This window comes from Methylophaga sp. UBA4204 (genome assembly GCF_002379485.1).
GTDB lineage: Bacteria > Pseudomonadota > Gammaproteobacteria > Nitrosococcales > Methylophagaceae > Methylophaga.
Genome location: NZ_DFTU01000020.1, coordinates 1 through 2,472 on the forward strand (window position 1 = coordinate 1; position 2,472 = coordinate 2,472).

Below are 2,472 nucleotides of genomic sequence, written 5' to 3' on the forward strand. Positions count from 1 at the left end.
TCGTTTGCTGCCATGCGTTATACCGAAGCACGTCTGGCACCTTACGCCCAAACATTATTAACTGAGCTGGGGCAGGGCACGGTCGAATGGATGCCCAATTTTGATGGCACCATGGATGAACCACAACTGTTGCCTGCACGACTCCCTAATGTATTGTTGAACGGTGCCACCGGTATTGCCGTGGGCATGGCAACAGATATCCTGCCGCACAACCTGCGGGAAGTGGTAAATGCCTGCCTGTTACTGCTCAAATCACCGAAAAGTACGCTGGATGATCTGTTAACTGAAATTCAGGGACCGGATTTCCCCACCGGCGGTGAAATCGTCTCGCCTCAAGCTGAAATCCGTCGCATCTACGAAACCGGTCATGGTTCGATTCGCCAGCGTGCCGCTTATAAAGTCGAAGACAACGAAGTTGTGATTCATGCGCTGCCATATCAGACTTCTGGTGCCAAAGTGCTGGAACAGATCGCCGCACAGATGAATAACAAAAAGCTGCCAATGGTCGCAGATTTACGCGATGAATCTGATCACGAACAGGCAGTGCGTCTGGTGATTGTGCCGCGTTCTAATCGGGTGGATATTGAAAGTCTGATGTCGCATCTGTTTGCCACTACTGATCTGGAGCGCAGCTACCGCGTCAATATGAACATGATCGGCCTTGATGGTCGGCCGCAGGTGAAAAACCTGCTGCAGATGCTCAGCGAATGGTTAACCTATCGAATTCAAACAGTACGCCGCCGCTTACAGTATCGTCTGGATAAAGTGCTGGATCGCATGCATGTGCTGGAAGGCCTGCTGGTTGCTTATCTGAATATAGATGAAGTCATTGCCATTATCCGTTATGAGGATGATCCCAAAGCCGAGTTAATGGCCCGATTCAGTCTTAGTGATCGCCAGGCCGAATCGATTCTCGAATTGCGTTTACGTCATTTGGCCAAACTGGAAGAAATGAAGCTCAAAGGCGAAATGGATGAGCTCAGCAAGGAACGTAAATCTCTGGAATTATTACTGAGTTCGGAAACCCGTTTGAAATCGTTGATCCGCAAGGAACTGACAGCTGATGCCGAAAAATATGGTGATGACCGTCGTAGCGAAATCAAACAGCGTGATGCGGCCAAAGCACTCAGCGAAACCGAGTTATTACCCACAGAACCCCTGACAATTGTGTTATCGGCCAGTGGCTGGGTGCGGGCGGCTAAAGGCCATGATGTAGATCCGGGATCATTAAATTACCGAACCGGCGATCGCTATCTTGCATCGGTCAAAACCCGAAGTAACCAGCAGGTCGTTTTCCTGGATGAAAGCGGCCGTAGTTATTCACTGGCGGCGCATACCTTGCCATCAGCAAGAGGCCAGGGAGAACCGCTCAGTGGTCGATTGCAATCCGCGCCGGAAGTACGCTTTATTGCGGTGATTGCGGCTGAGAATGATCAGATGGTGTTGTTATCCAATACTGCTGGTTATGGTTTTGTCACTCGCTTTGATAACTTACTGGCTAAAAACAAAGCCGGTAAAGCTTTATTCAATCTGCCGGAAAAAGCGGCGTTATTACCACCATTGGTGGTCGATACAAAAATGCCGCAACAACTGGCGGTTGCTGCGGGCGATGGTCGGTTATTAGTCTTCCCAATCAGTGAAGTGCCAGAACTCAATAAAGGCAAAGGCGTCCGTTTGATCAATATTCCGCAGGCACGTTTCACCAGTGGTCAGGAATGGTTGCAATCGGTCACGCTGGTTCCGGAAAATCACAGTCTGACGCTGCACGCCGGACGTCGTCATCTCACGCTGAAAACCGCTGATTTGCAACACTATGCCGGAGAGCGCGGTAAACGCGGACATAAGCTACCCAGAGGATTGCAAAAAGTCAGTTCCGTTGAAGTAGCCGAGTAAAAAGCTCGGTTACTTGGTATCCTATTAGGCTGAATTCACAATGCCTGATAGAGATGCTGGATATACCTTCTGATCATTTTTCCGTTACCGCTGTATTGCTGAAAAAAGTCAGTCAACACCGCTGGGCCAGACATTCCTGGTCTTTGCTGGGTGTGATTCCTGGTCTCAGCGAAACACAATTGTCCAATGCGCAGACCGAAGGTGAGCTGCATTATTATCCCGATCTGCATCTGCGTTTATTTCGGCATTATTGTGATAGCTATTATCAAAATCTGATGTCAGAACAGGCCAAGATTTATTTTATCGGCCGCCTGGAAAATGATCTGTTCACCCCGGTTTTACTGACCGTGGATTTCGATGAAGCCGCTTCCTATATGGAAGCTGGCGATCACGTGATGGAAGCAGCTTTGCCAGATGAATTATGTGTCTGGCTGGAACGCTTTCTGATCTATCACTATGCACCGGAAGCTCCCAAAAAGCGCCGTCGTGAACGGTGGAAAGATAATGATGGAGGCGCTCGATGAAAGAAAAATCGGTATCCGAAAATTTTTTATCGCGCTGGTCCCGCCGTAAGCAGCA

General features: G+C 49.2%; 2 protein-coding genes. Both read left to right on the plus strand.

All coding sequences use genetic code 11. The annotated features are described in order from the left end of the window. On the plus strand, positions 1–1,893 hold a 1,893-nt coding region (gene parC / locus B3182_RS02510; RefSeq protein WP_292751400.1), incomplete at its 5' end, for a DNA topoisomerase IV subunit A. A 53-nt stretch (positions 1,894–1,946) separates the two neighbouring features. After that, positions 1,947–2,417: a DUF3305 domain-containing protein gene (locus B3182_RS02515; protein ID WP_292400438.1), complete on the plus strand. Its 471-nt coding sequence runs from the start codon at positions 1,947–1,949 to the stop codon at positions 2,415–2,417. Positions 2,418–2,472: the final 55 nt, after the last annotated feature.

Excerpts from the sequence above, each read along its gene's own strand:
- B3182_RS02515 (WP_292400438.1), top strand. The coding sequence starts at position 1,947 with ATGCTGGATATACCTTCTGATCATTTTTCCGTTACCGCTGTATTGCTG.